The sequence below is a fragment of the Mumia sp. ZJ430 genome (assembly GCF_011751845.1).
GTDB lineage: Bacteria > Actinomycetota > Actinomycetes > Propionibacteriales > Nocardioidaceae > Mumia.
Genome location: NZ_JAAHFK010000001.1, coordinates 196359 through 220166, shown reverse-complemented (window position 1 = coordinate 220166; position 23808 = coordinate 196359). Strand labels below are relative to the sequence as shown.

Annotated in this window: 22 protein-coding genes; 12 read left to right on the top strand and 10 right to left on the bottom strand. The window is 69.4% G+C overall.

The window, feature by feature from the left end:
* The first annotated feature begins 311 nt into the window (after nucleotides 1-311).
* The 8 genes from rpmH to HCT63_RS01070 all read left to right on the top strand — a co-directional run bounded on the left by rpmH (nucleotide 312) and on the right by HCT63_RS01070 (nucleotide 5502).
* Nucleotides 312-449, top strand: a complete 138-nt coding sequence (gene rpmH / locus HCT63_RS01105; RefSeq protein WP_182397207.1) for a 50S ribosomal protein L34 — start codon at nucleotides 312-314, stop codon at nucleotides 447-449.
* Nucleotides 450-466: 17 nt separating this feature from the next.
* Nucleotides 467-823, top strand: a complete 357-nt coding sequence (gene rnpA / locus HCT63_RS01100) for a ribonuclease P protein component (RefSeq protein WP_167000732.1) — start codon at nucleotides 467-469, stop codon at nucleotides 821-823.
* Between the two features lies 1 nt (nucleotide 824).
* Nucleotides 825-1082 (top strand): membrane protein insertion efficiency factor YidD, encoded by a 258-nt coding sequence (yidD, locus tag HCT63_RS01095; RefSeq protein ID WP_167000730.1) that lies wholly within the window; start codon nucleotides 825-827, stop codon nucleotides 1080-1082.
* Nucleotides 1082-2110, top strand: coding sequence for a membrane protein insertase YidC (gene yidC / locus HCT63_RS01090; RefSeq protein ID WP_167000728.1), 1029 nt, complete (start codon nucleotides 1082-1084; stop codon nucleotides 2108-2110). Before yidD ends, yidC begins: the two co-directional genes overlap by 1 nt.
* Before the next feature lie 136 nt (nucleotides 2111-2246).
* Nucleotides 2247-2675 carry a R3H domain-containing nucleic acid-binding protein gene (locus HCT63_RS01085; RefSeq protein WP_243842907.1) on the top strand — a complete coding sequence of 143 codons (429 nt, stop codon included), beginning with the start codon at nucleotides 2247-2249 and terminating at the stop codon, nucleotides 2673-2675.
* A gap of 9 nt (nucleotides 2676-2684) precedes the next feature.
* The gene (gene rsmG, locus HCT63_RS01080) at nucleotides 2685-3317 is read left to right on the top strand and encodes a 16S rRNA (guanine(527)-N(7))-methyltransferase RsmG (RefSeq protein ID WP_167000726.1); all 633 of its coding nucleotides are present in this window, start codon (nucleotides 2685-2687) and stop codon (nucleotides 3315-3317) included.
* A gap of 290 nt (nucleotides 3318-3607) precedes the next feature.
* A complete protein-coding gene (locus HCT63_RS01075) occupies nucleotides 3608-4435 on the top strand; it encodes an AAA family ATPase (RefSeq protein WP_167002182.1) in 828 nt (275 codons plus the stop codon).
* Nucleotides 4432-5502, top strand: a complete 1071-nt coding sequence (locus tag HCT63_RS01070) for a ParB/RepB/Spo0J family partition protein (protein WP_167000724.1) — start codon at nucleotides 4432-4434, stop codon at nucleotides 5500-5502. The genes HCT63_RS01075 and HCT63_RS01070 overlap by 4 nt, the downstream gene beginning before the upstream one ends.
* Nucleotides 5503-5648: 146 nt before the next feature.
* On the opposite strand, the gene trxA is transcribed toward HCT63_RS01070, so the two are convergent.
* From trxA to HCT63_RS01045, 5 genes are all read right to left on the bottom strand, one after another.
* Entirely contained in the window at nucleotides 5649-5975 is a 327-nt protein-coding gene (gene trxA / locus HCT63_RS01065) for a thioredoxin (RefSeq protein WP_279587717.1), read from the bottom strand.
* A 93-nt stretch (nucleotides 5976-6068) separates the two neighbouring features.
* Nucleotides 6069-7022 (bottom strand): thioredoxin-disulfide reductase, encoded by a 954-nt coding sequence (gene trxB, locus HCT63_RS01060; RefSeq protein WP_182397125.1) that lies wholly within the window; start codon nucleotides 7020-7022, stop codon nucleotides 6069-6071.
* Between the two features lie 138 nt (nucleotides 7023-7160).
* On the bottom strand, nucleotides 7161-8741 hold the full coding sequence (locus HCT63_RS01055) for a hypothetical protein (protein ID WP_167000720.1): 1581 nt from the start codon (nucleotides 8739-8741) through the stop codon (nucleotides 7161-7163).
* A gap of 46 nt (nucleotides 8742-8787) precedes the next feature.
* Nucleotides 8788-10587 carry a murein biosynthesis integral membrane protein MurJ gene (gene murJ / locus HCT63_RS01050; RefSeq protein ID WP_167000718.1) on the bottom strand — a complete coding sequence of 600 codons (1800 nt, stop codon included), beginning with the start codon at nucleotides 10585-10587 and terminating at the stop codon, nucleotides 8788-8790.
* Nucleotides 10584-12869, bottom strand: coding sequence for a DUF6049 family protein (locus HCT63_RS01045; protein WP_167000716.1), 2286 nt, complete (start codon nucleotides 12867-12869; stop codon nucleotides 10584-10586). The genes murJ and HCT63_RS01045 overlap by 4 nt, the downstream gene beginning before the upstream one ends.
* A gap of 75 nt (nucleotides 12870-12944) precedes the next feature.
* Here HCT63_RS01045 and HCT63_RS01040 point away from each other — a divergent pair, with 75 nt between their 5' ends.
* Nucleotides 12945-14402 (top strand): CCA tRNA nucleotidyltransferase, encoded by a 1458-nt coding sequence (locus HCT63_RS01040; protein WP_167000714.1) that lies wholly within the window; start codon nucleotides 12945-12947, stop codon nucleotides 14400-14402.
* Here the strand turns inward: HCT63_RS01040 and HCT63_RS01035 are convergent.
* Complete coding sequence (locus tag HCT63_RS01035) at nucleotides 14395-15027, bottom strand: putative glycolipid-binding domain-containing protein (protein WP_208322210.1); 633 nt, start codon at nucleotides 15025-15027, stop codon at nucleotides 14395-14397. The two genes, HCT63_RS01040 and HCT63_RS01035, sit on opposite strands and share 8 nt — an antisense overlap.
* Nucleotides 15028-15335: 308 nt before the next feature.
* On the opposite strand from HCT63_RS01035, the gene HCT63_RS01030 reads away from it, so the two are divergent.
* Complete coding sequence (locus tag HCT63_RS01030) at nucleotides 15336-15998, top strand: M15 family metallopeptidase (protein WP_167000712.1); 663 nt, start codon at nucleotides 15336-15338, stop codon at nucleotides 15996-15998.
* Between the two features lie 7 nt (nucleotides 15999-16005).
* Here the strand turns inward: HCT63_RS01030 and HCT63_RS01025 are convergent, their stop codons facing one another.
* From HCT63_RS01025 to HCT63_RS01015, 3 genes are all read right to left on the bottom strand, one after another.
* Nucleotides 16006-17136 carry an MFS transporter gene (locus HCT63_RS01025; protein WP_167000710.1) on the bottom strand — a complete coding sequence of 377 codons (1131 nt, stop codon included), beginning with the start codon at nucleotides 17134-17136 and terminating at the stop codon, nucleotides 16006-16008.
* Between the two features lie 101 nt (nucleotides 17137-17237).
* A complete protein-coding gene (locus HCT63_RS01020; protein ID WP_167000708.1) occupies nucleotides 17238-18329 on the bottom strand; it encodes an inositol-3-phosphate synthase in 1092 nt (363 codons plus the stop codon).
* A 42-nt stretch (nucleotides 18330-18371) separates the two neighbouring features.
* Nucleotides 18372-18983 carry a PadR family transcriptional regulator gene (locus HCT63_RS01015; RefSeq protein WP_167000706.1) on the bottom strand — a complete coding sequence of 204 codons (612 nt, stop codon included), beginning with the start codon at nucleotides 18981-18983 and terminating at the stop codon, nucleotides 18372-18374.
* A gap of 237 nt (nucleotides 18984-19220) precedes the next feature.
* On the opposite strand from HCT63_RS01015, the gene HCT63_RS01010 reads away from it, so the two are divergent.
* Nucleotides 19221-21512 (top strand): transglycosylase domain-containing protein, encoded by a 2292-nt coding sequence (locus HCT63_RS01010; protein WP_167000704.1) that lies wholly within the window; start codon nucleotides 19221-19223, stop codon nucleotides 21510-21512.
* A 2-nt stretch (nucleotides 21513-21514) separates the two neighbouring features.
* Nucleotides 21515-22894: a hypothetical protein gene (locus HCT63_RS01005; protein ID WP_167000702.1), complete on the top strand. Its 1380-nt coding sequence runs from the start codon at nucleotides 21515-21517 to the stop codon at nucleotides 22892-22894.
* Here the strand turns inward: HCT63_RS01005 and HCT63_RS01000 are convergent.
* Nucleotides 22829-23779, bottom strand: coding sequence for a WYL domain-containing protein (locus HCT63_RS01000; protein WP_167000701.1), 951 nt, complete (start codon nucleotides 23777-23779; stop codon nucleotides 22829-22831). The two genes, HCT63_RS01005 and HCT63_RS01000, sit on opposite strands and share 66 nt — an antisense overlap.
* Nucleotides 23780-23808: the final 29 nt, after the last annotated feature.

The window sequence follows — 23808 nt, the reverse complement described above, 5'->3', positions numbered from 1 at the left end:
GGGGACGCTAACAGCACGAATGGTCAGCGGCAACCGATTGTCCACAGGGTACCGATCATGGTGCAACCGGGGGTTCCCGGCGCGTGTCCTGGACGTGTGGGGCGTCACGGGTGTAAGGCCGGTTTGACCCGCTGTGGAGCGACCACGTACCGTTGAGAGGTCGAGGGTTCTCGACACCTGCCGCATGCCTACGTACGGGTCGCAATCGCGCGCGTACGTCGGCGGGCGGTGGCCGTCGAGCCAGAGACCGTCCAGTACCGATGACCGCGATTGCCTGCGGTCGCAGACACGACACGATGGGGAGCACTCCCGTGACGAAGCGCACCTTCCAGCCGAACAACCGCCGCCGCGCGCGCAAGCACGGCTTCCGCCTGCGGATGCGTACGCGCGCCGGCCGCGCGATCCTGGGGGATCGTCGTCGCAAGGGCCGCGCGCGTCTGTCGGCCTGAGCCGTGCTGGCCGTGCGGTGCTGAGCGCAGCCCATCGCCTGCGCACGAGCGACGACATTCGGACAACCATCAGGCGAGGACGCCGTGCGGGATCCCGCACCGTCCTCGCCCATGGTCGTTTGGGGGCCCGGTCGGAGGGTGATCCGTCGCGGGTCGCGTTCGTGGTCGGCAAGCAGGTCGGCAACGCGGTCACACGCAACACCGTCAAGCGCCGTCTGCGTGCCTTGATGTCCGCACGTCTGAGCGCGTTGCCCGAAGGTTCCGATGTCGTGCTGCGTGCGCTGCCTCCTGCCGCACGTCGCTCGAGTGTCGACCTTGGGCACGATCTCGATCTCGTCCTTGATCGCTTGCACCAGCCGAGGACGACCTCCTGACATGAAGTCCATCCTGATCGGCCTCTTGAAGGCGTACCGGTTCGCCATCAGCCCGTTGTACGGGCAGGTGTGCCGCTACTACCCGTCGTGCTCGGCGTACGCGCTCGGCGCGGTCGAGGAGCACGGTGCGATGCGAGGCAGCTGGATGGCAGTGCGACGTATCGGTCGGTGCCATCCGTGGGCCGCCGGCGGCTACGACCCCGTTCCCCCCCGATCCGCAGCAGGCGGATCTTCCCCGACTCCACCGCGAGGGGTTTGATGTTCGACGCGATCGGCAACTTCTTCGACACCATCATGCAGCCGCTGTACTACGTGGTCTCGGCGATCATGGTGGCGTGGCACTGGCTGCTCAGTGAGATCGGGATGGACCCCGACTCTGGCTGGACGTGGGCACTGTCCATCATCGGTCTGACGATCACGATCCGGATGCTGCTCATCCCGCTGTTCGTGAAGCAGATCAAGGCGAGCCGCAACATGCAGATGCTGCAGCCCAAGATCCGTGAGCTGCAGAAGAAGTACGGCCATGACCGTGAGCGTATGGCCCAGGAGCAGATGAAGCTGTTCCGTGAGGCCAACACGAACCCGTTTGCTTCGTGTCTGCCGCTCATCTTGCAGATGCCGATCTTCTTTGCGCTCTTCCGGGTGATCGACCACGCTGCCCGCGGCAACGCCTACGGTGTCCTCACCGACAGCCAGGCTGAGTCGATCCAGAACGCGACCTTCCTCGGCGTGCAGATCGCGAGCCGGTTCACCGACGACAACGTCCACATCAAGATCGTCACGGCGATCCTCGTCGTCCTGATGACGGCGACCACCTTCCTCACCCAGCGCCAGCTGATGATGAAGAACATGCCGAAGGACGCGCTGTCCGGTCCGTACGCCCAGCAGCAGAAGCTCCTTCTCTATGTGCTCCCGTTCGTGTTCGCCATCGGCGGCATCGCCTTCCCGGTGGGTGTCCTGCTCTACTGGACGACATCGAACGCGTGGACGATGGGTCAGCAGTTCTACGTCATCCGCAACAACCCGGCGCCTGGCACGCCTGCGTTCGAGGCGAAGCGTGAGCGCGACAAGCGGCACGGCAAGCTGAAGGAAGAGCCACTTCCGGAGGTCACGGAGAAGCCGTCCGATGCACCGCGTCGTCAGCAGCCCAAGAAGAAGACACGAGAGCAGCGCAAGAAGGGGAGTGCTCCCCGCGGTCAGGGTCGGACCTCCGGCCCCGACTCTTCAGCGAAGAACGATGACTCCTCGGACTCCGGGTCCGGAGAGGGAGGTGGAAGCGGTGACTGAGACGTCACACGACACGAATGCCCCGGCCACGGAGCCGGACGACGCCGTCCTCGATGCAGATCCCGAGGTCGATGACGCGCCTGAGGACGAGGGTTCACGGAGCAAGCGCGTCGCGCGCCTTGAGAACGAGGGTGATATCGCGGCGGACTTCCTTGAGGAGCTCCTCGACATCGCTGATCTCGATGGCGATCTCGATATGGACGTCGAGGGCAACCGAGCGTCGGTGTCCCTCGTCGGCGGCGACCTGGGGACACTCGTCGGTCGAGACGGCGAAGTCCTCGAGGCTCTTCAGGAGCTGACGAGGCTGGCGGTCTACCGCGAGACCGGTGAGCGGAGCCGCCTGATGCTGGATGTGGACGGGTTCCGCGCACGGCGTCGTGACGTCCTCACGCGACTTGCCGAGGAGAGCATCTCTCGGGTCCGAGACTCCGGTCAGGAGCTTCGACTCGACCCGATGTCGCCGTTCGAGCGGAAGGTCGTCCACGACGCCGTTGCTGCTGCTGGCCTGACGAGCGAGTCGGAGGGCCAGGAGCCCAATCGTCGCGTCGTCATCCTTCCTGGGTGACGTTCACTCATGGATGTTTCACGTGAAACATCGCCACCACCCGAGGCGGCCGCCGTATTCGGCGGTCGCCTCGATCTGGCTCGGCGCTATGTAGACCTTCTTTCGACTGACGGCGTCGTCCGCGGTCTGATTGGCCCACGCGAGGTCCCGCGCATCTGGACCCGCCACGTGGTCAACTGCGCACTGCCCGCGACGGATCTCCCCGCCGGCGCTTCGATCGCTGATGTGGGAAGCGGTGCGGGTCTGCCCGGTCTGGTGTGGGCGATCATGCGTCCAGACGTCAAGATCACGCTCATCGAACCCCTCCTGCGACGAACCACCTTCTTGTCCGAGGTCGTCGACGAGCTCGGTCTCAGCCATGTGGAGGTCCGTCGTGGCCGCGCAGAGGAGATCAAGGAGCGGTACGACATCGTGACATCACGGGCCGTCGCTTCCTTGGGGAAGCTCGTCCGTTGGTCGATGCCGCTGGTGCGGCCCGGCGGCCAGATGCGCGCGATCAAGGGGTCGGCGGCCGAGGCAGAGATCGAGGAGTCACTCTCCACAATCCGCGCGGCGGGTGGGACAAACCCACGAGTCGCGTCGTACGGTGAGGGAGTCGTCGAGACGCCCACGACCATCGTCATCATCGACAAGGCGGGTTAGATGCCAATCCTCCACATCGCGCACGGGCTCGGTTACCCGTGGTGGTCACCCAAGACGGATGCTCTCTCAGACGACGTCCTGCGCACCCCGGTCGGTTGGCAGCGACCGCCTGTTTCACGTGAAACAAAGACCCCTGAGGAGATGGCTGCGTGAGCGAGCCCTACGTACCCCCGATCGTCCCGCGTGCCTCCGATCTCGCTCACTCGGGCGGGCTCGCCACCGACACCCCGCTTGCCCAAGAGGTAGCTGCTTCGCTGCAGCGCCAGCACGATGCCGAGGCTGCCGCGCCGATGCCGCGTCCGCCGGCCACCCGCGTGCTGATCGTCGCGAACCAGAAGGGCGGCGTCGGCAAGACGACGACGACGGTCAACGTGGCGGCAGCGATGGCGACACACGGCCTGCGGGTGTTGGTCATCGACCTCGATCCGCAGGGCAATGCCTCGACGGCGCTGAACGTGGATCACAGCGCGGACACCCCTGGTGTGTACGAGGTGCTGGTGGACGGACAGAAGATCGATGATCTGATCCAGGCGTGCCCGGACGTCGAGAACCTGGATGTCCTCCCGGCGTCGATCGCACTCGCCGGGGCGGAGATCGAGCTTGTCCCGATGGTCGCTCGCGAAACACGTCTGCGGCGGGCGCTGGACGACTTCCTTGCACGGAACGCGCAGGCTGACCGCCCGTACGACTATGTGTACGTCGACTGCCCGCCGTCGCTCGGCCTTCTCACCGTCAACGCCCTTGCGGCGGCACGTGAGGTCATGATCCCGATTCAGTGCGAGTACTACGCCCTCGAGGGTCTGTCGCAGCTGATCAAGACCGTTGACATGGTCCAGGATCAGCTCAACCCCACGCTGAACCTCAGCACGATCCTCTTGACGATGTACGACGCTCGGACGCGCCTCAGTGCAGGTGTCGCCGACGAGGTTCGCACCTACTTTTCCGACCGCGTGCTCAAGACGGCAATCCCGCGGTCAGTCCGTATCTCCGAGGCGCCGAGCTATCAGCAGACGGTCATCACTTACGACCCGAGCTCGCCCGGGTCGCTGTCCTATCTCGAGGCGGCGCGAGAGATTGCGGAGGCTGCATCGACGCTCGACCTGGGGGATCAGTCATGAGTCAGCAACGACGTGGACTCGGCCGTGGCCTCGGCGCCCTCATTCCCACCGCCCCCGCAGATGTTTCACGTGAAACCACGCAGCCGGCCCCGCTGAGCGAGCACACCGACAACGGCGTGAGCACCTCTCCGTCGTCGGCTGCTGACACTCCGCCCGCAAGCTCATCGACCGGAGACGCCACTCCGGGCGACGCAGCCCTGGACAGCTCGCCCCTGCCGGTGGTCGAGGGGCTCCGACCCGTTGAGGGTGCACGTTTCGCGGAGATCCCGGTCGACCACGTCTCCCCGAACCCGCGGCAGCCGCGCGAGGTGTTCGACGAGGAGGCGATGGCGGAGCTCGTCCACTCGATTCGCGAGATCGGACTGCTCCAGCCGGTCGTCGTCCGGACCGTCGGCGACAACACCTACGAGCTCGTCATGGGCGAGCGTCGTTGGCGCGCGACCAAGGAAGCCGGGCTCGACACGATTCCGGCGATCGTGCGCGATACCTCGGACGAGGACCTCCTGCGCGATGCGCTTCTGGAGAACCTTCATCGCGCACAGCTGAATCCGCTCGAGGAGGCAGCGGCGTACCAGCAGCTCCTCGACGATTTCGGGTGCACGCATGAGGAGCTCGCGACCCGTATCGGACGGTCACGCCCGCAGATCAGCAACACCCTCCGCCTGCTTCGCCTCACTCCGGCGGTGCAACGCCGCGTCGCTGCGGGAGTGCTGAGCGCCGGACACGCGCGGACGCTTGTGGCGGTCGTCGACAGCGTGCGGCAGGAAAGGCTCGCTCAGCGGGTCGTCGCAGAAGGGCTCTCCGTCCGCTCGCTCGAGGAGATCGTCGCGATGGGAGAGGACCTCGCGGACGAGCCCGACCGCCGGCAGCGTCCTCGGCGCATCGTCGCCCCGAGGCTGACGGACCTCGCAGACCGGCTCGCAGACCGCTTCGACACGCGAGTGAAGGTCGACCTCGGCAAGACGAAGGGCAAGATCACGGTCGAGTTCGCGTCGATCGACGACCTCGAGCGCATCGTGACGTTGATGGACCCGGCCAAGCGAGGGAACGGTCCAGCGTCGGCATAGCGCTGAATCAATGAGGGAATTCATCTATTTGTCGACAAGTAGACTCAGGAACATGACTTCTTGCGGCGCCGCTCCGCGAAGGGCGACGACGAAGGGCCCGCACCGTCAGGTGCGGGCCCTTCGTCTGCGGCTGTGAGGTCGTCAGATCAGCTGACGAACGCGTCGAGCTCCTTGAGCAGGAGGCTCTTGGGCTTCGCGCCGATGATCGATTGGACGATCTCACCGTTCTGGTAGACGTTGAGTGTCGGGATCGACGTCACCCGGTAGGAAGCCGGGGTCTGCGGGTTCTCGTCGACATTCATCTTGACGATCGTGATCTTGTCGCCGTACTCGGCAGCGATCTCTTCGAGGATCGGCGAGACCTGGCGGCACGGACCGCACCACTCCGCCCAGAAGTCGACGAGCACGGGCTTGTCAGAGCCCAGCACGGTGGTCGGGAACTCGGCGTCAGTGACGGCCTGGATGTTGCCCACGGTTGCTTCTCCTTCGGATTGTCAGACGGCGGGTTCGATGAGTCTGTCTGGTGAAACGCCCTCAGGAGCGAGTCGATTCCCGAGGACCGGCGCTCACGCGGTGGCGAGCTCGGCGTGCTCGAGGTCGGCGATGTAGCGCTCGGCGTCGAGGGCGGCGGAGCAGCCGGTGCCTGCGGCGGTGACCGCCTGGCGGTAGGTGTGGTCGACGAGATCGCCGGAGGCGAAGACGCCGGGCACATTCGTCCGGGTCGAGCCGGGCTGGACGAGCACGTAGCCCTCGGCATCGAGGTCGACCTGACCCGCGAGCAGCTCGGAGCGCGGATCGTGGCCGATCGCGATGAACAGACCCGTCGCGGGGACGAGGCGCTCCTCGCCGGTCACGGTGTCCTCGAGAACGACACCTTCGAGCGACAGCTCGCCGCGGATCTCCTTGACGGCGGAGTTCCAGGCGAACTCGATCTTGTCGTTCTTGAAGGCGCGTTCCTGCATGATCTTGCTGGCGCGCAGCTCGTCACGGCGGTGGACCAGCGTGACCTTGTCGGCAAAGCGGGTGAGGAAGGTCGCCTCCTCGAGGGCGGAGTCACCGCCGCCGACGACGATGATCTCCTGCTTGCGGAAGAAGAAGCCGTCACATGTGGCGCACCAGCTGACGCCGCGTCCGGACAGCCGGTCCTCACCGTCGATGCCGAGCTTGCGGTAGCCCGAGCCCATCGCGAGGATCACGGCGCGAGCGCGGTGCTCACCGGTCGCCGTACGGACGATCTTGACGTCGCCGGTCAGGTCGACCTCGACGACGTCGTCGGCGACCAGCTCGGCGCCGAAGCGCTCGGCCTGCTGGCGCATGTTGTCCATGAGGGCCGGGCCTTCGATCCCCTCGGGAAAACCGGGGAAGTTCTCGACGTCGGTCGTGTTCATCAGGGCGCCACCGGCGGTGACGGAGCCTTCGAAGACGAGCGGGGAGAGGTTGGCGCGAGCCGTGTACACCGCGGCGGTGTAGCCCGCGGGGCCCGAGCCGATGATGATCACGTTGCGTACGTCAGTGGACATGCTCCGCCTATCGGTCTGCTGTTGCGTGCGGTGTCGGCCGCACTCCACACAACGCATCCTAGGTCGCGGGCATTCCGGCGACGCGGTGCCGTCGGGTGTTGCGGCCCAACGCCGCGGACGACCCGTGCCACCCGGCGGTCACTCCAGGCCGCGGACCGTGACCTCCGCCACCGCACCCTGGAAGATGTCGTTCTCGCGCTCGGGGAGACGGGTGAGCCAGAGCAGCAGGTAGCGCGTGTTGACGGGCTGCGAGAACGACACCGAGGCACCGCTGGGCGCGTCGGCATAGCCGCCGATGCGCTCCATCTGACTGACCTCGGTCGGCGGCTGCGTACGGCCGGGGGCCGCGTACACCCGGAACGACGTCGGCGAGGCGCCAAACAGCACCTGCATCGCCGTCACGTCGCGCGGTCGTCCGAGGTCGATCAGTAGCCCGACACCGTCCTTCAGTCCGCCAAGGTCGTTGCGGCGGTAGTACTCCATGGTGATCCAGGACGTCGCCGGGTCGCCGTCGGTAGCGAGCTCGACGGTGCTGGGGCTCTCCTCTCCGTCGCCGTCCGGCGCCGGGTCAAAGGACTCCACGTCCTTGATCCCGAGGTCGACCACCGCGCGGCTCGCCTCGGGCGCCGGCTCGTCGGCGGGCGGAGTCGGATTGGTCGGAGCTGAGACGCGGCCGAGGATGAAGGTCAGCGACGCCGCGAGAAGGACGACGACGCCGAGCGCGAGCCAGATGAGACCACGCTCGCCCTTGGCTGAACGCCGCACCTTCGACAGGCCCCGCTCGATGGGTGTCGGCGGTGGGGGTGCGAGCGCGGCAGGCCGGGGCTTCGGCGGGTTCACAGCAGGCGGAGGCTCACCGGCCCCCGTACGGACCGGGTCGTGGCGGTAGAGGTCGGGTGAGGAGCTGGGAGTGACCTCGGGGTCGACAGGCTCCTCCTCGCCGGTGATCGCCAGCTCGAGCGCCACGTCGCGGGCGCTGCGCAGCGGCGGGCGGTGGTGGCGCGGCGGGCGCCCGAGGATCCGGTCGCAGACCGTGTCGACGTCGTGCGAGACACCTGCCCTGACCTGTCGCGGACGCAGGACACGGCCGTGCTCACTCGGGGCAGGTGCGAGCAGCTCGTCGCCGCCGGGGTAGCGCCCGGTCAGACACGCGTACAGGATCTTGCCGAGCGCCTCGACGTCGAGCTGCTCGGCGTAGCCCACGTCGGCGTCGTCCACGTCGTGGTGGGCCGAACGCAGGGCGTGGTCGGTGGCGAGCCCGATGATGCGGATGCCGCCATTCTCCTTGAGAAGCACCGTCGCCGGGCGCAGATGGCGGTGATAGACGCCGGCATCGTGGGCGTGCGCGAACGCGTCGGCGAGCTCGAGGGTGACTGTCGTCGAGCGCGCGTTGGTCAGCGTCGACGGCCCGAGCACGTGGTCGAGCGAGACGGCGCGCGCCCACTCACGGACGAGATAGGTGTGTCCGTGGTCGCCCTCGACGATGTCGAGCACCTGCAGGAAACGTGGGTCGGAGACCGCGGTCGACCGACCGGCCGCGAGCACGAACGCAGTCGCACGGCGGTCGTCGGCACGCACCGCCTGGATGCCGACGTTGCGGTCGAGGACGGTGTCGTACGCCTTCCACGTCACCGCGCCGTCCGACTCCTTGATGAGGTCGTCGAGGCGGTAGCGACCCGTGAGCAGGGTCCCCGAACTCAGTGCCGCGGTCTGGTCCACGCCTTATGCTATCCAGGTCGGGGCGCGTGCTTGCACCACCGCGTGGTCAGCGACGCAGAACGGTCCTCACGACCGAGGTCACCTCGCGGATCCGCAGCAGGGACGCGGCCGCCAGATAGGTCACGGCGCCGAGCCCGCCGAACAGCACGAGCGCGAACAGCGCGTCGAGCTTGCCGTCGCCGTCCAGCCCCAGCGGGCCGGCGAGCAGTGCGGCGGAGCCGAGGATCACCGCCCCTGCGAGCACGCAGGCGGTGACCAGACGCACGACGAACCCGACGGCGCTCCAGTCGACGACCGGCCCGATCCGTCGCGACAGCATCGAGATCGCGAGCAGAGAGCCGACCAGGTAGGCGGCTCCGTACGAGAGCGCGAGCACGGCCGAGATCGCGTTCGGCTCGACCTGGGACGCCAGCGTGATCGCGAGCCCAATGTTGACGGCGGCGAGCACGATCTGCAGGAAGAACGGCGTACGGGTGTCCTCGAGGGCGTAGAAGCCGCGCAGGCTCATGTAGTGCAACGAGAAGAAGATGATCGCCGGAGCGAACGCCGCGATCGTGGCCGACACCGTCTCGGTGTTGCCGGCCATCGCACCCCACGATGCCACCACGGTGCCGAGCGGACCCGACAGCGCGAACACCGCGACCGCGATCGGGGCGATCAGCGCCAGGACGAGACGGATGTTGTTGCGGATCTCTGCGCGCATCCGGACGAAGTCCGCCTCGGCAGCGAGCCGCGAGATCAGCGGCATCGTCGCGGTCACGAGGGACACGGTGATGACCCCGTGCGGGACCTGGGTGATGAGGAACGCGCTCGAGTACACCGTGGTGCCGGCCGGGTCGGGGTCGCCGTTGGCCGCGGCGAGCAGGCCCGCGCTCGAGCCGATGCGGGTGACGACGACGAACATCACCTGGTTGACCAGGATGAACGCCAGCGTCCACGCGCCGAGCTTGAGAGTGTGGCCGAGCCCGACACCGCGGAAGTCGAACCGCGGCCGGTAGTGGAAGCCGGCTGCCTTCAGGTACGGGAGGAGGATCAGGGCCTGGACGGCGATGCCGACCGTCGACCCGACACCGAGCATCAGCTCCTGCCCACTGGTGAACCCGTCGGAGCCGTTGCTCCCGCCGTACACGACGAGGTAGGTCCCGAGGACCGCGCACGAGATGACGTTGTTGGCGATCGGCGCCCACATCATCGGCCCGAAGCGACCACGCGAGTTGAGAATCTGGCCGACCAGCACGAATGCGCCGTAGAAGAAGATCTGCGGGAGGCAGTAGCGCATCAGCGTGTACGCCGAGGCGAGCGCGCCCTCGTTGCCCGGGTCGAACAGCATGCCGTCGAAGACGAGCCGGACCAGCAACGGCGCGAACACGACCAGGACCACCGTGGCGATCCCGAGGACGAGGAGGCCGAGCGTGATGATGCGCTGGGCGTACGCCTCTCCGCCGTCGGCGTCGTTCTTCATCGCCCGCACGAGCTGCGGGACGAGGACGACGTTGAAGATGCCGCCGGCGAGCAGGATGTAGAGGGCGTTGGGGATCGTGTTGGCACCGGTGAAGATGTCGGCGTTCAGGCTGCTGCCGATCGCCGCGAAGATGAGTGCCGATCGGACGAACCCGGACAAGCGAGACACGATGGTCCCGGCGGCCATGAGGACGCTCGCCGAGAGCAGGCCCGTCGAGGTGCGACGTTCCGCCTCCGCGACGGCCTCGCTGGTCTGGGTCACCTCCTGGACCGCGTCGGCCTCAGCGGCCAGGAACGGCGCATCCTCGGCGGTGGCCGTCTGCGCCGGCGTGGGTGCGGGCCTGCCCGACCTCCGGTCGCGGCGCGAGAGCCTGTGCTTGCTCATGCGTCTGTCTCCTGCTCCGACCGGGCCGGCTCAGTGCTGCTCGCGGGCTCGACTGTCGGATCGGGCTCGGCGTCACCCTCGAGCTCGCCCTCGGTCTCGTCATGGAGCGTCTCGACCTTGCGCCCCTTGACGACCCGGCGAACGACAGCGATGACGACCAGCAGCATGGCGAGGCCGAAGAAGAACCAGATCACCCGACCGACCACGCTCGAGCGGACCGTGAAGCGGGCCGGCTCGCTCAGCTCGCTGCCGCCGGACGTCACCAGTGCGGCCGTGAACGTGGTCGTCGTCGCCTGCCCCACGTCGGCCGAGACGGTGATCGTGACGCTCTGGCCTGCCGAGATCTGCTGCGGAGCGATGTCCTCGATCCGGGCGCTCGCGTCGTCGGAGGTGAAGCGCACACCGACGGTGACCGGTGACGACAGGCTGTTGGTGATCGTGATCGGGAAACGACCTGAGGAGCCCGAGAGGGTGACGAACGAGGACGCCGAGACGCTCACCCGATCGAGGACCCGCTCGACCGACGCAGCCTGCGCCTCGGCGTGCTGGACACCACGCGTACGAGCGCCGCGCCAGTCTTGGGAGACCGCCAACGACGCGCTCTGGGCGTAGAAGACGTCACGCCCGACGTCGTCGCCGAGGAGCTCGCTCACCACGCTCCCGCTGTCGACGATGCGTGCCGCCGCGGCGACCTGCTCCTCGGTGATCGGGCGTTGGTTGGTGCGCGGGGGCAACGCGATGCGGCCCGTCCACCGACGGCTGCCCGAGCCGAGCAGCGCGTCGGCGGCCACGGGGCGTATCCACGCCGCGTCGAACACGTCGTGGAACTGCGCACGCGCCCACTCGCTGCCCGGGTCGAACGACGCGGACGGGAGGACGACGATCCGCCGCGAGCTGTCGCCCAGCGCGCCGAGTGCCGCGCGTGAGGCGATCCGCTGCCGCAGGGCGAGCGTCGGGTTGGTGGCCGACGACACGGCCTGGAGTCCCGGGTCGACGACGACGACGTCCATCGGCGCGCCACCGACCTCTGCGCGCAGCGCCGTGCCGTCGTCAGGCGTCCAGCCGGGGAGGACCTCGGGGGAGAGAATCGCCAGCTCCGTGCCGAGCTGTCGGGAGCCTGCGAGCCGGCTGGCGTTGCTGATGCCGTTGGGCGGCCAGGAGACCGTGCGCGCCGTGATCCCGAACTGCGCAAGCGTTGCCTGTGTCGCCGTCGTGGCCGCCTCGACGACGGTCGCGCCGGACTCGCCCGCGCTGCGCCGGGTGATCGCGAACGAGTCGGGCCGGCCGTACGGAACCGCCCATACGGGGTGGCGCTGGGCGTACGACACCAGGTCCGTGAGGAACGTCGCCACACGCTGCCGCGCGCCGCTGGTCTCCGGCTGCGCTTCGGGATCGGCCTGCTCCGGCGCGTCGGCGTCGGGGGACGGCGTCGGCTCGCCTTCGGGGACGTACAGCGCCGTCCCGCCGGGCCCGCCCTGACGGTTCGGGCCGTACGAGTCGGCGGCGATGTCCCGCAGGGCGTCGAGCAGCGCGGGGTCGAGCAGCACCGTCGACGGGGACGAGTCGTCCGAGCGTGCCAGGTCGAGCAGGCGCCGCAGCCTGCCACCGGGGGAGACCGACTGGACCAGCCCGGCGGTGTCGACGTACCGGTTGCGCTCGTCGCGCTGAACGGGCGCAATGAACGGCCACACCATCGACACCCGCGCGGCCGCCGCAGCCGCGTCGCCGACGAACGGGATGCTCGTGTAGGACCGACCGACGGCGTCCGGTGACCGGGTGCCGTCCGGGCCGGTGGCGAGCACGTGCACCCCCACCGGATAGACGCCCTCGGAGGTCACTCGCAGCTCGGCGTACCGCACCTGGAGCTGGAAGGTGGTGGTGTCGCCCGGAGCCAGATCACCGGCCGCGACGACCGCGCCACCGCTCGTGTGGCGGGTGCCGGTGACCTCGGCCGACGGGTGTCCGAGCGCCTCGTCGAGGTCGGCCGCATCGTCGAGCGGCACCGACGGCATCACGAGGTGCACGCGCAGCCGGCTCCAGGCCTTCGACGACGGGTTCGTGATCCGCCCGCTGATCGTCAGCGTGTCGCCCTCCGACAGCGTGGCCGGAGAAAGCGCGTCGATCGTGACGGCGAGCCGGTCGGCATCGGCGGCGCGGGCGGGGGCGACGACCGTGGCGGTCGGGAGCAGCGCTGCGAGCACGGCGATCAGCGCGGTCGCCAGCAGCCCCCGTACGGCGCCGCGGTGCGCGGGACGGGAGGAGCAAGCTTCGGCGCGTGTCATCGGGGCAATGCTAGAGCGACCGGTCGAATCGGCGGACCCAGCCACTGTCAAGGCCGCACCGTAGAATGGCGGGTCATGGCCACAGCCTCCCCTTCCCCCGCGCTGCACGATCCCGGGGCAGCACTCACCGACCGTCTCGTCGCGGCCCCCGAGGTCCTCGAGCTGGCCCGCCGCTTCAGTGAGGCCGGTCACACGTTGGCCCTGGTCGGCGGCCCTGTGCGTGACGCCGTCCTCGGGCGGCCGACCCAGGACTGGGACGTCACGACCTCTGCTCGCCCTGACGACACCGAGCGCATTCTCGACGGGTGGGCCGACGCGACGTGGGACGTCGGCCGTGAGTACGGCACCATCGCCGCGCGCAAGGGCGACCTCCAGATCGAGGTCACGACCTACCGCAGTGAGGAGTACGACATCTCCTCACGCAAGCCGCACGTCTCGTACGGTGACTCCCTGGAGGGCGACCTCTCGCGACGCGACTTCACGGTGAACGCGATGGCGTACCTCCTCGAGTCCGGGACGTTCGTCGATCCCTTCGGCGGCCTCGCCGACCTCGACGCGCGGCTCCTCCGGACGCCGGTGTCGCCGACCCAGTCGTTCGACGACGATCCGCTGCGCATGATGCGGGCCGCGCGCTTCGTCGCGCAGCTCGGCTTCACCCCGGTCGAGGAGGTCGTGGCGGCGATGACGGCGATGGCCGAGCGGATCACCATCGTGTCGGCCGAGCGCGTGCGCGACGAGCTCAACAAGACGCTGCTCGCCGACCACCCGCGCGACGGCCTCACGCTGCTCGTCGACACGGGCATCGCCGAGTACGTGCTCCCCGAGCTCCCCGCGCTGCGTCTCGAGCGCGACGAGCACCACCGCCACAAGGACGTGTACGACCACTCGTTGACGGTCCTCGAGCAGGCGATCGCGCTCGAGGAGCGGCTCCCCGGCGGCGGGCCGGACCTGGTGGCCCGGCTCGCGGCGCTGCTGCACGACATCGGCAAGCCCAAGACACGCCGCTTCGCCGACGACGGCTCGGTCACCTTCCATCACCACGACGTCGTCGGGGCCAAGCTCGCCCGCAAACGGCTGCGCGAGCTGCGCTACTCCAACGAGGTCGTCGACGAGGTCACCACGCTCGTCGAGCTGCACCTGCGATTCCACGGGTACGGCACCGGTGAGTGGACGGACTCCGCGGTGCGGCGGTATGTCCGCGACGCCGGAGACCAGCTCGAGCGGCTCCACGTGCTCACCCGCGCCGACTCGACCACGCGCAACCGCCGCAAGGCCGAGCGGCTCCAGCGCACCTACGACGACCTGGAGCAGCGCATCGCCGTGCTCGCGGAGGCCGAGGAGCTCGACAAGATCCGCCCCGACCTCGATGGCAACCAGATCATGGGGATCCTCGGCGTCGGACCGGGCAAGGTGGTCGGCGAGGCGTACCGGTTCCTCATGGACCTCCGTCTGGACCGCGGCCCCCTCGGCGAGGACGCGGCACGCGAGGCGCTCCTCGCGTGGTGGGCCGCCCGCGAGGGCGGCGTCAGCTGAGCGTCGCCCGGTACGCCAGCTGCGGGTAGTCGACGACGACGCCGTCGCGGTCCACGGTGAGGTCGCCGACGAAGTCACGGCTCGCGCTCGCGTACCGTACGACCGCGTGGCCGGCCTCCTCGTCGTACGGGGCGACCGTCCCGTAGCGCTGCTCGCTGCGGATCACCGCGAGCGACGGCAGGTCGACCCACGCCATCACGTGCGCGATCTCGGGTCCGGGCGGTGCGGTCACGAGGCTGTGGCGCAGGATCGGCATCGTGTTCGTGACCGGGCACAGCGCGATGTCGCAGTCGAGCGCTCCGGCCACAGACTCCGGGTCGGCGAGTCCGGGCGCCTCGGCGGGACCGCCGTCGCCGTGCTGCTCCGCGAGGCCGGTCCACGCGTCGCCGTCACGGACGAGGGCGAGGCGGCGCGACCAGCCGGTTCCGTGGACGCTGACGTCGAGTCGGCGCGTCACCCAGTCGTCGCCGGTGACGAGCGACCACGCGGCGACGTACGACGACGCGCGCGAGGTGCCTCGGGCGATCAGGGTCCGGTCGTCGAGCGCAAGGGTCGCCGCCTCCACCCGCTCGGGGTCGTCCTCGGCACCGGTCCAGGTCACGTTGCGCAGCGTTCGTCCGTCCACGTCATGACCATGGCATCGCGGGCCGCGCGTCGCTAGTCTGGCGTCCGCGGGGGACGCGCGAGAGGACCACGGTGGCCGGACGGCATGCTGCTCCGAGCCGTGCCGAGCCTGCGACCCCGCACGCCGGCACGGATGCCGACCTGCCCGCGTCGGAGGACCCGCCCACCCGCCCTGAGCGCTCGTCCCGCGCTGCGACGGCGGCGGGTGGGCGGCGTGCGCAGACCAGGAGGCGGGGCGCCGGACGGGGCGCTGGACGGGGCGCTGGACGGGGCGAAAGCCCGGGCCCGCGCCGGCCTCGGTTCCGCCGCGTGCGACGCCTCGCCGTCCTCGTTCTCGTGGTCGCGATGGCCGTCCCTGCCGTGCGCTACGTCCTGGACGAGCGGGAGCGCGCTGCCCACGAGGCCGCCGTCGCGCGCGCGATCGCGCAGGAGGTCGACAAGCGCGCCTCGCACGAGGCCGCCGAGGTCCGCAGCAGCCGGGGGATGAGCGAGGCCGGTCGTGCGGTCGCCGAGCGGATGCTGATCCTCACCTCCTGCGCGTCCACCGGATCGCAGCCCTCGGGCCCGAACGGCCGCCTGCCAGCCTCGGCGCTGTGCACGGTGCCGCCGTCCGGCACCGAGCTGCGTGCTGACGCCGCCGAGGCCTGGGCGAGCCTGCAGGAGGCCTTCAAGGAGGCGCACGGACGCTATCCGTGTGTGAACAACGGCTACCGCAGCTATGCGCAGCAGGCCAAGATGCACGCCTCGAACCCGGGCATGGTCGCACCGCCGGGCACCAGCAACCACGGTCTCGGCCTCGCGCTCGACCTCTGCACGAACAGCGACGGCCAGGCTGGGACGGCGGCATGGGCGTGGATGGATGCCCACGCCTCGGCGTTCGGCTGGGACATCCCGTACTGGGCGCGCCCCGGCGGCTCACGACCGGAGCCGTGGCACTGGGAGTACGTCGCGTCCGGCGACCGCGTGTCCTGACCGCGGTTCACGCCACGAGCAGCGCTGCCAGGGCGGCACCGGCGACGTACGTGATGTTGTTGAGGACGTCGTAGAGCACGAAGACGCGGCCGAGGTACTGCTCGTCGACCTCGCGCTGCACCACCGTGTCGGTACGGATCTTCCACACCTGGTGGACGAGCCCGAACGCGAACGCCTGCACGAACCACGCCGTGACCGTCCCGCCCCCGACCAGCGCGGGCGCCGTGAGCAGGGTGAGCCCGACCGCTCCCGCGACGACGGTCCAGCGACCGATCCCGAGCCGGTGCGCGAGCCACGGGGTGCTGACGGCACCCAGCGCGAACCCTGCCGCGACACCGGCCGCCGCCACCGCAGCCTCCGCGTCGTCACCTCGCCCCGCCGTCGCCGCGAAGGCCAGCAGGGTGAACCCGCCGTACGCGACCCGCAGTGCGCCGAACGTGAGCAGTGCGGCGCTCGCGCGGCGGCGGCTCCACAGGTGGGCGAGGGCATCGGCGAGGTCACGCAGCACGTCACCGGGGCGCGGCGGACGGCTGCCGGCGTCCGGGCCGAGCGCGGCCCGACCGAACCCCCTGGCGAGGAGCGACGCCGTGACCGTCAGCAGCGTGCTCGCGACGAGGACGACGGGCGAGCCGGCGCCGAGCGCGAGCAGCAGCGCCCCGGCGCCGAGCCCGGTCGCGTGCGCCGTCGCCCCGAGCGTCGGGCCGACGGCGTTGGCGTCGACGAGGCGGTCCTGCGCCACCACGTGCGGGACGCTCGCCGACAGGCAGGCGAGCAGCAGCCGGGCGAACCCGAGCGCGACGAGGACCAGGACGTACACGGGCCAGTCGGCACGCTCGGCCGACAGCCACGCAACGAGGGCGACAGAGGCAACGACCCCGGCCCGTACGGCCTGGGCGGTGACCAGGATGCTGCGGCGCAGCCACCGGTCGAGCACCAGCGAGACGAACGGGGCGAGCACGCTGAACGGCAGCAGCACAATCGCGAGCACGAGCACGAACCGTCCCGACGAGCGCTGTGCCTCGGGTGACAGCAGCACCAGCCACGCGAGACCCGCCTGGAACAGACCGTCGCCAGCCTGGCTCGCCACGCGGACGCCGAGGAGCCGGACGAAGCCGCGGGTCCACAGGCTGGTGCGCACGCGCTCACTATCTCAGCGGCACCGGGAACGCCGAACGGCGCGGACCCGACCAGGGATCCGCGCCGTTGGGCGTGGTTTCGACAGGCTCAACCAGCGTGGTGTCAGCGCTCTTCGGTGCCGGCGATGAACGCCTCGAGCTTGGCACGCCCGAGATCGTCCGGACGCTGCACCGGCGGGGACTTCATCAGGTACGACGAGGCCGAGATCAGCGCGCCGCCGATGCCGCGATCCTTGGCGATCTTGGCCGCACGGATCGCGTCGATGATGATGCCGGCGGAGTTCGGGGAGTCCCAGACCTCGAGCTTGTACTCGAGGCTCAGGGGGACGTCACCGAACGCGCGACCCTCGAGACGGACGTACGCCCACTTGCGGTCGTCGAGCCACTGGACGTAGTCCGACGGGCCGATGTGGACGTTCTTGTCGTCGATCTTGCCGGCGAGCGGACCGTTGAGGTTCGAGGTGACGGCCTGCGTCTTCGAGATCTTCTTGGACTCCAGGCGATCACGCTCGAGCATGTTCTTGAAGTCCATGTTGCCGCCGACGTTGAGCTGGTACGTCCGGTCCAGCGTCACGCCGCGGTCCTCGAACAGCTTGGCCATCACGCGGTGGGTGATGGTCGCGCCGACCTGGCTCTTGATGTCGTCGCCGATGATCGGGACGCCCGCGTCCTCGAACTTCTTGGCCCACTCGGGGTCGGAGGCGATGAACACCGGCAGGGCGTTGACGAAGGCGACGCCCGCGTCGATCGCGCACTGCGCGTAGAACTTGTCGGCGGCGTCCGAGCCCACCGGCAGGTACGACACGAGGACGTCTGCCTTCGTGTCCTTGAGCACCTGCACCACGTCGACCGGCTCGGCGTCGGACTGCTCGATGGTCTCGAGGTAGTACTTGCCGAGCCCGTCGAGGGTGTGGCCGCGCTGCACGGTCACACCGGTCGGCGGGACGTCGGCGATCTTGATGGTGTTGTTCTCGCTGGCCTGCGTCGCCTCGGCGAGGTCGAACCCGACCTTCTTGGCATCGACGTCGAACGCTGCGACGAACTCGACGTCCTTGACGTGGTACTCACCGAACTGGACGTGCATGAGGCCAGGAACGGTGCCCTCAGGATCAGCGTCCTTGTAGTACTCGACGCCCTGGATGAGCGACGTGGCACAGTTGCCGACGCCCACGATCGCTACGCGTACCGAACCCATGGGGTCCTCCTCCTCGGGGGCCGCTGGCCCCGCTCTCTCGTCCTAGCCACCGTTGTCCGGCGGCGATGTCTTCGATCTCGTCTGGTCCCACGGTCCGCCCGGCTGCTTGCCGGAGCGCTCCGCGTCGATCAGACCGGTCAGCCAGCGCACCTCGCGCTCGACCGACTCAAGGCCGTGGCGCTGCAGCTCCAACGTGTAGGCGTCGAGCCGTTCACGATTGCGCTGTGCCGTGCTGCGCACACGTTCGAGCCGCTCCTCGAGGCGACTCCTTCGTCCCTCGAGGATGCGCACACGGGTACGGGAATCGGTGCGCGAGAAGAAGGCGAAGTGGATGCCGAAGGTCTCGTCCTCCCACGACGAGGGGCCCGACGCCGACAGCAGGTCGCTGAAGTGCTCCTTGCCCTCGGCGGTCAGCCGATAGACGATCTTTCCCCGCCGTCCCCGTGCTGCCACGGCCGTCTCGGCAGGGTCGTCGGCCACGATGTAGCCCTTCTTGCCGAGCACCTTCAGGCACGGGTAGAGCGTGCCGTAGGACAGCACCCGAGACCACCCGAGCAGGGCGTTGAGCTCCTTGCGCAGCTCGTACCCGTGCATTGGGGTGTCATGGAGCAGCCCGAGTACGGCGAACTCGAGTGCAGCACCGCGCCTGGCCACGACGACCCCCTTCGCATTCCTCCTCGGCAGCCGGTCTCGACTGCCGATTGGATATATCGTTGCGATACATCGAACCAGATGTCAATGCGTGCTCGTGACACCGGGTCCGTGGCGCGGGGGTTTTGGTTCAACCTCGAAGTTGGGCACACTTGCTCGATGGGCCGTGCTCCGGCACGCCTGTGGCCTGCCCTGTGAAGGGCGGCATCCCCCCGGCAGCAATCCAGAGGAGTACGACGCGTGGCGAACCAGTCGCACGGCGGACCCGTGAACCCGCGCTCGAGGAAGGCCCAGCCCGCCTCACGGGCCGGCTCTCGATCCCGCACGGCCCCCAAGCCCGGCAAGGGCGGCCGGTCCGCCGAAGAAGGCAAGCCCCGCAAGCCGCTCTGGCGCCGCATCGTCAAGTGGGGACTCATCACCGGCGTGGTGATGTTCGTCCTCGGGATCGCCGGCCTGTTCTTCGCGTACCGCGCGGTGTCCATCCCCGACGCGAACGCCGAGTTCCTCACGCAGACCACCAAGGTCTACTACTCCGACGGCAAGCACAAGATCGGCGACTTCCAGACGCAGAACCGTACGTCGATCACGTTCGACGAGATGCCGCAGACGATCAAGGACTCGGTCGTCGCGGCGGAGGATCGCAGCTTCTACACGAACCAGGGCCTCGACTTCAAGGGAATCGCCCGCGCCCTGCGCGACAACGCGACCACCAACTCGACGTCCGGCGGATCGACCATCACGCAGCAGTACGTGAAGGTTCTCTACCTCACCCAGGACCGCACCTGGAGCCGCAAGGCCAAAGAGGCGATCCTCTCGATCAAGGTCCACAACCAGATGTCGAAGGAGGAGATCCTCGAGGGCTACCTCAACACGATCTACTTCGGCAACGGTGCGTACGGGGTCGAGGCCGCGTCACAGACCTACTTCGGCCAGAAGGCCGCCAAGCTGACCGCGCCGCAGGCTGCGCTGCTGTCGTCGGTGATCAACAACCCGAGCGCGTTCGACCCGTACGACGAGGACGACCACGACCGTCTGATGGGTCGCTACAGCTATGTCATCGACGGGATGCGCAAGGCCGGCAACATCACTGAGGAGGAGTACGCGAAGTACTCCGCCAAGCTCCCCAAGGTCCAGAAGCAGCGCCAGTCCAACCGCTTCGGCGGCACCAAGGGCTTCCTCCTGCGCCTCACCGAGCAGCAGCTGCGCAAGGAGGGCTTCGACGACACCAAGATCAACGGCGGCGGGCTCAAGGTCGTCACGACGTTCGACTACGACGCCCAGAAGGCCGCGGTCGAGTCCGTCAAGGAGATGAAGCCCGAGGGCCTCAAGGAGCTCAACGTCGCGCTGTCCTCCGTCGACCCCCAGACGGGGGCGCTGCGGGCGATGTACGGCGGGCCCAACTACCTCAAGAGCCAGCTCAACTGGGCGATGCTCGGCTCGCAGCCCGGGTCGTCCTTCAAGCCGTTCGCGGTCGCCGCGGCGCTGAGCGACGGCTACGGCCTCAAGACCCAGCTGAACGGCTCGTCGCCGCTGCGCCTCAAGGGTGACGCCGAGATCGAGAACCAGGGCGACTCCGGTGGCCGCTCGTTCGGGCCGGTCTCCCTGGAGTACGCGACGCAGGAGTCGGTCAACACCGCGTTCGTCGACCTCACGTACGACGTGATGGACGACGGCGGCGACAAGACCCTCGAGGCCGCCCGTCGAGCCGGCGTCTCCGCGGCTGCGGTCAAGCGCTACGACCCGAGCGTCGCCGTCGTCTCCCTCGGTTATGCGCCCGTCCCCAACGTCGACATGGCTGCCGCGTACGCGACCTTCGCCAACGAGGGCAAGCAGAACGACTGGTACGTCATCGAGCGGGTCCGTGACCGTGAGGGCAAGGACCTCCACAAGCACACCGTCCGTTCCAAGGAGGCGTTCTCCAAGGCGGTCGCCTCCGACGTGACCAAGGCGCTCCAGGACGTCGTGCGCTCGGGCAGCGGCACCAACGGGAGCACGATGTGCCCGACCGCCGGCAAGACCGGCACCGCGACGTTCCAGAAGGTCGAGGACGGCAAGGAGGTCGGCAGCGCGCACGTCTCGAGCTCGTGGTTCGTCGGCTACACGCCCAAGCTGTCGACGGCCGTCATGTACGTCCGCGGCAAGAACGGCAACGAGGCCCTCAACGGCTACATGCCGACGTTCTACGGTGGCCAGTACCCCGCCAAGACCTTCAAGACCTTCATGGACAAGGTTCTCGACGGCGGCGACTGCGGCGAGTTCCCGCCGCCGGCCAACATCAAGTCGACCAAGGGCAAGACGTTCGTCCCGACGCCGACAGCGACCGAGGAGACGAAGAAGCCGAAGCCGGACCGTCCGGACCGTCCGAGCCGCCCGACGCGTCCGACCCGACCGGCACCCACCCAGCCGACGCTGCCGACGGAGCCGACAGAGCCGGATCCGACGCGTCCGACGCGTCCGACGCAGCCCACGCTGCCCACCGAGCCGGAGCCGCCCGAGGAGACCGACGGCCCAGGTAACGGCTGGGGCGGCTGACGATGGCGGGACCGGCGGGGGGCCGGGCCCGTCCCAGCCGGTGGTGGACGCCGGTCCGCATCCTGCTCGCGACGGCGATGCTCGTCGGGACGCTCGGGCTCGTCACCAAGGGCCCGTGCGCCGTCGACTCCGGGAGCCGGTGGTTCAGTGAGAAGCCGGTCGCGGGCGGAGCCTCGTACGCACGGCTGTGCGCGAGCGAGCTGCCGCAGGAGTACGCGACCACGGGGCTCGCCGAACGGGTCGCCCCCTGGTCGGAGGCCGGTGGCAGGTGGCCCGTCAACGCGGTCACGCTGCCGGTCGGGGCGCTGCAGCACGCGACGGCCGCGGTGGTGCACACCCTCGCGCGATCCGATGTCGACGCCCGCGCTGCACGGGACGCGACGGAGGTCGAGCGCGACCGCTCGGTGCGCCGCGAGGCCGTCGCGTACACCGGGCTGGTCGCGGTCGGGAGCCTCCTGCTCCTCCTTCTCGCACTCGTGGCGCTCGCCCGCTCCGCGCTCTCGACGAACGCCACGCGGCCGTGGCCCTCGTGGTCGCGTCCGGTCGCGTCGCTGATGCCGTTGGCCGCGTCCCCGCTGATCGCGCTCCTCATCGGCGTCGGCTGGGATCTCGTCGGGGTCGCCCTCGTGGCCTGGGGGCTGGCGGCCTGGACCGCGGGACGTGCGCGCCTGGCTGGTCTGGTGCTCGGCGTCGCGGTGCTCGCCGCGTGGTGGCCGGTCGTGGTCCTGCTCGTCCTCGGCGCCACCGCGCTGCTCCGGCACGGTGCCGCCGCGGGACGCCTGCTCGGCTCGGCGACGCTCACGGTGGCCGTCGGTGGTGTGGTGGCGTTCGCGGTGACGGCGGGCGACGCCGTCACCGAGCCCGTACGCCGGTGGCTCGACCATGAGGGCGGCGTCGGGTCGCTGTGGGCGGTGCTGGCCGAGCTCGGGGTGGATGTGTCGTCGACGGTCGTCGTCCCGATCGTGATCGGGCTGTGGGCGTTCGCGGTGTCCGTGACCTTCCTCTATGCGGCACGCTCGGGTGACGTGTCGCAGACCGCGCGCTACGCGTTCGTCCTGCTCGCGGCGCTGCTTCTCGTGGGGACGACATACGCACCTGGCTACGCCCTGTGGCTGCTGCCCCTCGCGGTGCTCGCGCACCCGGTGTGGCGCGACCTCCTGTGGTGGCAGGCAGCGGAGGTGTTCCTCGTGGTGGCGACGTGGTGGCACCTCGGCGACGTCACGAAGCCCGCCGGGGACACCGCCGACGTGGTCTACGTGGTCGCGATCGCGCTGCACGTGGTGGCGACGGTGTGGCTCGCGGCGCGCATGCAGCGGTCAGCCGCCGGCCGCGGCGTACCGGCGTCCGAGCAGCCGAACGTGGTCGATCAGCTCGGGCGGTGAGTCGACCCGGAAGTCCAGCCCGAGCATCCCGACGTACACGGCGAGGATCTCGATGCTGTCGGCGCCGGTGACGAGCACGCTGGTGTGCTCGTCGACCTCCTCGACGACCCCGACCGCGTCGTTGATGCGGGAGCGCACCTCCTCAGCGGGTGCGAGCACCGTGATGCGTGCGTGCACCGACCAGCCGCCCGACGCGATCTCGCGCACCACGAACGTCGTGTAGTCGTCGACGGCCATCGGGCGTGGCGCGAAGCGCGGCTGGGGCATCGCGCTGATCTCCGCCCAGTCCACCCGAAGGGCACGCCACCTCGCGGTGCGCACCTCACGGGCGACGAGGTACCAGCGCCGCTGCCACGTGATCACCCGGTACGGCTCGACGTCGAGACGCTCGCCCTCGTACGTGAGCCGCAGCCGCTCCTCGTCACGGATCGCATCGGCGATGCGGGAGAGGGTCTCCGGGGCGATCTTGGGGTCCTCCACGTTGCTGTCGGTGTTGACCGGCCCTGCGCTCACGGTGTCGGTGATCGCCTCGACCCGGCGGCGCAGGCGGTGCGGGAGCACCTGCTCGAGCTTGGCGAGCGCACTCGCAGAGCTCTCCTCGATGTCCGTGATGCCGTGGGCCGCGCGCAGCCCGATCGCGACAGCCACCGCCTCGGCGTCGTCGAGGAGCAGCGGCGGGAGCTTCGCGCCGGGCCCGAGCCGGTAGCCGCCCGCAGGGCCGCGTGCGCCGTCGATCGGGTAGCCGAGGTCACGCAGCCGGTCGACGTCGTTGCGGATGGTGCGCGGGGTGACGTCGAGCCGTTCGGCGAGATCGGCGCCCGCCCATGCCGGGCGGGACTGGAGCAGTCCGAGCAGGGCGAGCAGGCGAGCGGACGTCTCCAACATTCTCCCGATCATGCCATAGATGAGGAACG